At 64.2% G+C, this 6,517-nt stretch carries 5 protein-coding genes and 1 pseudogene; 4 read left to right on the forward strand and 2 right to left on the reverse strand.

The annotated features are described in order from the left end of the window. The 3 genes from VJV58_RS01530 to VJV58_RS01540 form a co-directional block, all read left to right on the forward strand. A partial coding sequence (locus VJV58_RS01530; RefSeq protein WP_324135549.1) for an ABC transporter ATP-binding protein occupies positions 1-573 on the forward strand: 573 nt, incomplete at its 5' end. 53 nt (positions 574-626) lie between these two features. Next, entirely contained in the window at positions 627-1,136 is a 510-nt protein-coding gene (locus VJV58_RS01535) for an OsmC family protein (RefSeq protein WP_324135550.1), read from the forward strand. A 96-nt stretch (positions 1,137-1,232) separates the two neighbouring features. Next, positions 1,233-2,027 carry a hypothetical protein gene (locus VJV58_RS01540; protein WP_324135552.1) on the forward strand — a complete coding sequence of 265 codons (795 nt, stop codon included), beginning with the start codon at positions 1,233-1,235 and terminating at the stop codon, positions 2,025-2,027. A 26-nt stretch (positions 2,028-2,053) separates the two neighbouring features. Here VJV58_RS01540 and mutS read toward each other — a convergent pair whose 3' ends face one another. Continuing rightward, positions 2,054-4,792: a DNA mismatch repair protein MutS gene (mutS, locus tag VJV58_RS01545; RefSeq protein WP_414641372.1), complete on the reverse strand. Its 2,739-nt coding sequence runs from the start codon at positions 4,790-4,792 to the stop codon at positions 2,054-2,056. Positions 4,793-5,027: 235 nt separating this feature from the next. Between mutS and pcaF the strand changes: the two genes are divergently transcribed. After that, complete coding sequence (gene pcaF, locus VJV58_RS01550) at positions 5,028-6,236, forward strand: 3-oxoadipyl-CoA thiolase (RefSeq protein ID WP_324135553.1); 1,209 nt, start codon at positions 5,028-5,030, stop codon at positions 6,234-6,236. Between the two features lie 67 nt (positions 6,237-6,303). On the opposite strand, the pseudogene VJV58_RS01555 reads toward pcaF, so the two are convergent. After that, positions 6,304-6,517 (reverse strand): annotated as a pseudogene (locus VJV58_RS01555) (EmrB/QacA family drug resistance transporter); the annotation flags it as partial.

Here is a 6,517-nt window from a genome sequence, read left to right on the forward strand (position 1 = left end):
AAAATCGGCATCATTTTTCAGGAGCCGCGGTTGCTCCCGTGGCTGAGCGTCGCCGAGAACATCGGCTTTGGCCTCTCCGACCTGCCGGCCGATATTCGGCGGCAGAAGGTAGCGGCCGCGCTGGCGCGGGTCGGCCTTACCGACAAGTCCGATGCGTGGCCGCGCGAATTGTCCGGCGGGCAGGCACAGCGGGTGGCGATTGCGCGCGCGCTGGTGCCGCAGCCCGAGGTGCTGCTGCTGGATGAGCCATTCTCGGCTCTCGATGCATTTACGCGACGCGATCTGCAGGACCACCTGCTTGATCTTTGGGCCGACACGCGGCCGACCCTGGTGCTGGTTACGCACGATGTCGACGAAGCCGTGGTCTTGGCTGATCGCGTCTTTGTCATGCGACCGCGGCCGGGTCGCCTTTTCGAGGAGATCGAGGTCAACCTGGCGCGACCGCGTGACCGCAATTCGCCGATGTTCGACAGTTTCAAGCGGCGCGTGCTGACCGCGCTCGACCGTTCGCTCGACCGCAATGTGCCTGATGGCGACTCGAAATCGACCGCGGGCGAAGCGATGTGGTGGTGACATCGGCCTTCGGACCGACTAATGCATCACCTCTATTCAGGAGAGAAAACAAGATGGATGCCGTCCAACTGCGCGCTACGCAGGCGCCGATCAAAGAGCGTTATAAGTCCGATCCCAAGGCAGCGATGATCACGCTGACCGCGAGAGGTTCGATCGACAATGAAGGGATCGCCTGCAAGGTGGAAACCGGCCGCGCATTGGCTGTTGCGGGTCTGCACCCCGCGACCGGTGGCTCCGGGCTTGAATTATGCTCGGGGGACATGCTGCTCGAAGCGCTGGCTGCCTGCGCCGGCGTGACGCTGAAATCGGTCGCAACAGCCGTAGAGATTCCGCTGCGCTCCGGAAAAGTAACCGCGGAGGGTGATCTCGATTTTCGCGGTACGCTCGGCGTCGACAAAGAGGCGCCGGTCGGGTTTGCGGAAATTCGTTTGCGCTTTGATGTCGACACCGATGCGCCACAGGACAAACTCGATCTGCTGTTGAAGCTGACCGAGCGTTATTGCGTCGTTTACCAGACCATCAAAAACGGCCCGAAAGTGTCAGTGACGATGCACCGGGTGTGACCCCAAGCCATCGTGGTCCCCGAGAACGTCGGCACTCATAGCGCGCCCATTCGGGTGCCGGCGCGTTTGCTGGGTGAATGGGACGGCGGCTAGACGATGTCCCCCGAACTGGCTTTCTTGCTGACGCTGGCGCTCCGGATGGCCATCACCGCCGCTTTCGTGGTGTCGGCCTCCGTGATCACCGAACGCTCGGGCCCGGTGATCGGCGCACTGGTGGCGACGCTGCCGATTTCGGCAGGTCCCTCCTACGTGTTTCTCGCGCTCGATCACGATGCCGCCTTCATCGCCGAGGGCGCGCTGGCGAGCCTGCCCATCAACGCCGCGACGATCTGGCTCGCTTTAACCTATGTCGTCCTGGCGCAGCGGCATCACGCGTTCATCAGTTGCGCCGGTGGCGTTGCCGTGTGGCTTGTGCTGGCCGCGCTGTCGCGCACGGTCGAGTGGTCGCTTGCCGGTGGGCTGCTGATAAATGCAGTCACGTTTGCGATTTGCCTACCGCTGTTGCGCCGATTTCGCCATGTCAAGATGCCGCTGATCACGCGCCGCTGGTACGATATCCCGCTGCGCGCGTCCCTGGTCGCAACGCTGGTCGCGATCGTTGTTACTTTGTCGCGCTGGGTCGGCCCAAGCGTAAGCGGCACGATCGCGCTGTTTCCCATCGTGTTCACCAGCATGATGCTGATCCTGCATCCCCGAATCGGCGGCCGGCCGACCGCGGCGGTGATCGCCAATGGCGGCTGGGGCTTGATGGGTTTCGGCATCGCGATCGCGATTTTGCATGTCACCGCGCTGCGGGTCGGTTCGGCGGCAGCGCTCGGTTTGGCGCTGGCAACCTGCGTTGGCTGGAATCTGGCTTTGTGGTGGATCGGGCGAAGCAAGCTCGCGCGCTGAATCCAGACCGTGCTCAGCCACCGCGCTTATTGCTTTGGTAGTTTGGACTTCAGCGCGTACAACGCTTCCAGCGCTTCGCGCGGCGACATCTCGTCGGGATGGATAGCCTTGATGGCCTCGATCAGCTTTTCGGCCTCGCTCGGCGGAGCCGCTTCAGCAGCGCGCGAAGGAACGGCGAACAGCGGCAGGTCATCGATGAGCGCGCGTGCGGTTTGGCCGCGGTCCTGCGCCTCGAGCTTCGCCAACACCGACTTGGCGCGCGAAATCACCGAGGACGGCAATCCGGCGAGCTTCGCCACCTGAATACCATAGGAGCGGTCGGCCGAGCCGGGCAGTACCTCGTGCAGGAACACCACTTCGCCCTGCCATTCCTTTACCCGCACGGTGGCGTTGAACAAGCGCGGCAGCTTTGCGGCAAGTGCGGTGAGTTCGTGATAATGCGTGGCAAACAACGCTCGGCAGCGGTTGGCCTCATGCAGATGCTCGATCGCGGCCCACGCGATCGACAAACCATCAAAGGTGGCGGTGCCCCGGCCGATCTCATCGAGAATGACCAGCGAACGTTCGCTGGCCTGGTTGAGAATGACCGCGGTCTCCACCATCTCGACCATGAAGGTGGAACGGCCGCGCGCCAAATCGTCGGCCGCGCCCACTCGCGAGAACAGCCGGTCGACGATGCCGATACGCGCGCGCGAGGCCGGCACGAAGCTACCCATCTGCGCCATCAGCGCAATCAGCGCATTCTGGCGGAGAAAGGTCGATTTGCCCGCCATGTTCGGCCCCGTGATCAGCCAGATCTGGCCCGAGTTCTGTCCCGGCGCGGGCGACAGGTCGCAGCCGTTGGCGATGAACGGCTGGCCCTCGCGCTTGAGCGCTTGTTCGACAACCGGATGCCGGCCGCCCTCGATGGCGAAGCCGAGCGAGCTGTCGACTTCGGGCCGCACGTAATTATCATCTACCGCGAGCTTGGCGAGCGCGGTTGCTACGTCGAGCAGCGCAAAGGCGTGTGCGGCGGCCCGCAAATCGTCGCTCGCCGCAGTTGCAAGCACGCAAAGCCGCTCGAAGATTTCCAGCTCCAGCCCGAGCGCGCGATCGCCGGCGCTGGCGATCCTGGCTTCGATCTGGCCAAGCTCCGCCGTGGTAAAGCGGACTTGTCCAGCCAGGGTCTGTCGATGGATGAAGGTCGCATTGAGGGGCGGCGCCAGCAGTCTGTCCCCGTGCTGGGCCGTGACCTCGACGAAATAGCCGAGCACGTTGTTATGGCGGATCTTGAGACCCTTGACGCCGCTCTGGTCGGCATATCGCGCCTGCATCGCGGCGACCACAAGACGGGAAGCGTCCCGCAGACTGCGCGCCTCGTCGAGAGCCGGCTCATAGCTCTCGCGAACGAAGCCACCGTCACGCTTGATCAAAGGCAGTTGCTCGGCCAGCGCCTGCTCAAATTCGCGCGCCAGCTCGCGGGAAGGGCGGCGCAACGCCTCAATCACCGCTGATATCTCCAGTGGCGGATTTGCCAGCGCGGAAAGTCGCGCCAACGCCTGATCGGCAGCGAGAATGCCGTCGCGCAAGCCGGCAAGATCGCGCGGGCCGCCACGACCGAGCGATATTCGCGTCAGCGCGCGCGACATGTCGGGGGCGGCGCGCAGGATCGAGCGGATCGCGTCGCGCGCGGTACTGTCGGCGACGAACGCGGCAATCGCATCCAGCCGTCGCGCGATCGCCGCACTGTCGGTTAGCGGTGCCGCCAGGCGTTGGGCGAGCAGCCGCGATCCGGCAGCGGTGACGGTGCAATCGATCGCATCCAGCAGCGAGCCGCGCCGCTCGGCCGAAAGCGTTCGCGTCAGCTCCAGATTGGCGCGAGTCGCGGGATCGATCGCCATGGTGGTGCCGGCGCTTTCCCGCGACGGTGGCGACAACGCCGGCCGCTTTCCCACCTGGGTGCGATCGATATAAGTGACCGCAGCAGCCGCCGCCGTCGCCTCCAATCGGGACATCGCGGAAAGCCCGTCCATGGTTGCGACGGCGAAATAGTCGCACAGCCGCCGTTCAGCGGTGGCACTGTCGAATACGTCACGTGTGAGCGGCGTCACCGCCGGCAATTCGCGCAGCAGCGGCCCCAATTGCGGATCGCCATACAGCGCATCGGTGACAATGGCCTCGTTCGGGTTGATGCGCGCCAATGTCGCCGCGAGCTCGCCGGTGGAGCATTCGGTGACGGTGAATTCGGAGGTGGAAATATCGATCCACGCCAGGCCGATGCGGTCGCCACCCGACGAGGCGCGCGCGCGAGCGATCGCCAGCAGGTAATTGTTGGTCCTGGCGTCCAGCAGGGTGTCTTCGGTGAGCGTGCCTGGCGTGACCAGCCGCACGACATCACGCCGCACGACGCTCTTATTGCCACGCGCCCGCGCCGCAGCCGGGTCCTCCATCTGCTCGCATACCGCGACGCGATGGCCTTGCGCGATCAGCCGATGCAGATAATCGTCCGAGCGTTCCACCGGCACGCCACACATCGGGATATCCATCCCCTGATGCTTGCCGCGTTTGGTCAGCATGATGCCGAGCGCGCGGGAGGCGATTTCGGCATCCTCGAAGAACAGCTCGTAAAAATCTCCCATCCGGTAGAACAGCAACAGGCCGGGGTTGGCGGCCTTGATCTCGAGATACTGTTCCATCATCGGCGTGACGCGCGCAGCCTCGGGCTGCACGTCGTTTGCGGGCTGCGTCGCATTCGACGCTGCCGAAATGGATTGCTGGACAGTCATTGGCTCGCGCAAACTACAAAATTATGTCCGCCGATCCTACGGGTTTGCCGCGCCTGTCCGCGTTTTCCACGTTTCGCGACCCGACAGGGGTTTTACTTCCGAATTGGGGCATCACGGACCGGTGTCGGAAGCACGCGGGCCTCGCGAACCCTTCAATTGACCTGTCGCGAACGCGCTCCTAAAACTCGCCTCAATTCAGCCGCTGGCGGTAACACGGCATTCAGGGAGAACTTCGATGCGCGATGTATTTGTTTGCGACGCCGTGAGAACCCCGATTGGCCGCTTCGGCGGATCGCTCGCCAAGGTGCGCGCCGATGATCTGGCGGCGACCCCGATCAAGGCGTTGATGGCGAGGCACCCAAAACTCGACTGGTCCGCGGTCGATGAGGTCTATTTCGGCTGCGCCAATCAGGCCGGCGAGGACAACCGCAACGTCGCGCGCATGGCGTTGTTGCTCGCAGGTCTGCCGGAGACGGTTCCGGGCGCGACCCTCAATCGGCTCTGCGCCTCGGGGCTGGATGCAGTCGGCGCGGCTGGACGCGCGATCCGCGCCGGCGAGATTGATTTTGCGATCGCCGGCGGGGTCGAATCGATGACACGGGCGCCATTCGTGATGGGCAAGGCCGCCGAAGCTTTTTCGCGCTCGGCTGACATCTACGACACCACCATCGGTTGGCGATTCATCAATCCTTTGATGAAGGCGCAATATGGCGTCGACGCGATGCCCGAGACCGGCGAGAACGTCGCCGAGGAATTTCAGGTGTCGCGCGCCGATCAGGACGCGTTCGCGATCCGCTCGCAGCAGCGCGCCGGTCAGGCGATCGCATCGGGCTATTTCGCCGAGGAGATCACTGCCGTTTCAGTGCCGGGAGGCAAGGCTGGTCCGGTCAGCGTCGAGAAGGACGAGCATCCGCGCCCCGAAACTACGTTGGAGGGGCTCGCCAAGCTCAGGCCGATCGTGCGCAATCCGGGCACGGTGACCGCCGGCAATGCGTCCGGCGTCAATGACGGCGCAGCCGCGATGATTTTGGCCTCGGAAGCCGCCGTGAAGCGTCACGGCCTCACGCCGCGCGCGCGAATTCTCGGATTGGCCTCAGCCGCAGTGCCGCCGCGCATCATGGGAATCGGTCCAGTGCCGGCCACGCGTAAGCTGATGGAGCGGCTGGGCCTAAAGATCAGCGATTTCGATCTGATCGAACTCAACGAAGCCTTTGCCAGCCAGGGCATCGCGTGTCTGCGCCAACTCGGCGTCAAGGAGGATGCCGACTTCGTCAACCCGCATGGTGGCGCGATTGCGCTCGGTCATCCCCTCGGCATGAGCGGCGCCCGCCTCGCGATGACGGCGGTGCACGGCATGGAGAAGCGCGGCGGCAAGCGCGCGCTGGCAACGATGTGTGTCGGAGTGGGTCAGGGCGTCGCCATGGCGATCGAGAAGCTGAACTGAGCGGGCTCAATCAACATCATCGTATCGTCGCCGCGTCCGCGGAACAAGCGCGGCGAATGGCGCGACGCTATTCCATCACCGAATGTTCGGGGGCTAGCGACTGCTTGCGCAGCGCGAGCTTGGTCGATCCGATCATGATCGCCAGCGGAATGGCGCAAAGCGTAAAGAGCATGACCATCTGGTAGTCTTGCGAGAACGCGATGATCTGCGCTTGCAGTGAGACCATGACGTCCGCCATCGCGCGCCCCTTGTCGCTGGTCAGGTCGATGATGCTGCGCACG

This window comes from Bradyrhizobium sp. (genome assembly GCF_035273305.1).
In the GTDB taxonomy this organism is placed as follows: Bacteria; Pseudomonadota; Alphaproteobacteria; order Rhizobiales; family Xanthobacteraceae; genus Bradyrhizobium.

Bases quoted from the DNA above. Each gene is read 5' to 3' on its own strand.
- VJV58_RS01540 (WP_324135552.1), top strand. From the start codon at position 1,233: ATGTCCCCCGAACTGGCTTTCTTGCTGACGCTGGCGCTCCGGATGGCC.
- pcaF (WP_324135553.1), top strand. From the start codon at position 5,028: ATGCGCGATGTATTTGTTTGCGACGCCGTGAGAACCCCGATTGGCCGC.
- mutS (WP_414641372.1), bottom strand. From the start codon at position 4,792: ATGACTGTCCAGCAATCCATTTCGGCAGCGTCGAATGCGACGCAGCCC.
- VJV58_RS01535 (WP_324135550.1), top strand. From the start codon at position 627: ATGGATGCCGTCCAACTGCGCGCTACGCAGGCGCCGATCAAAGAGCGT.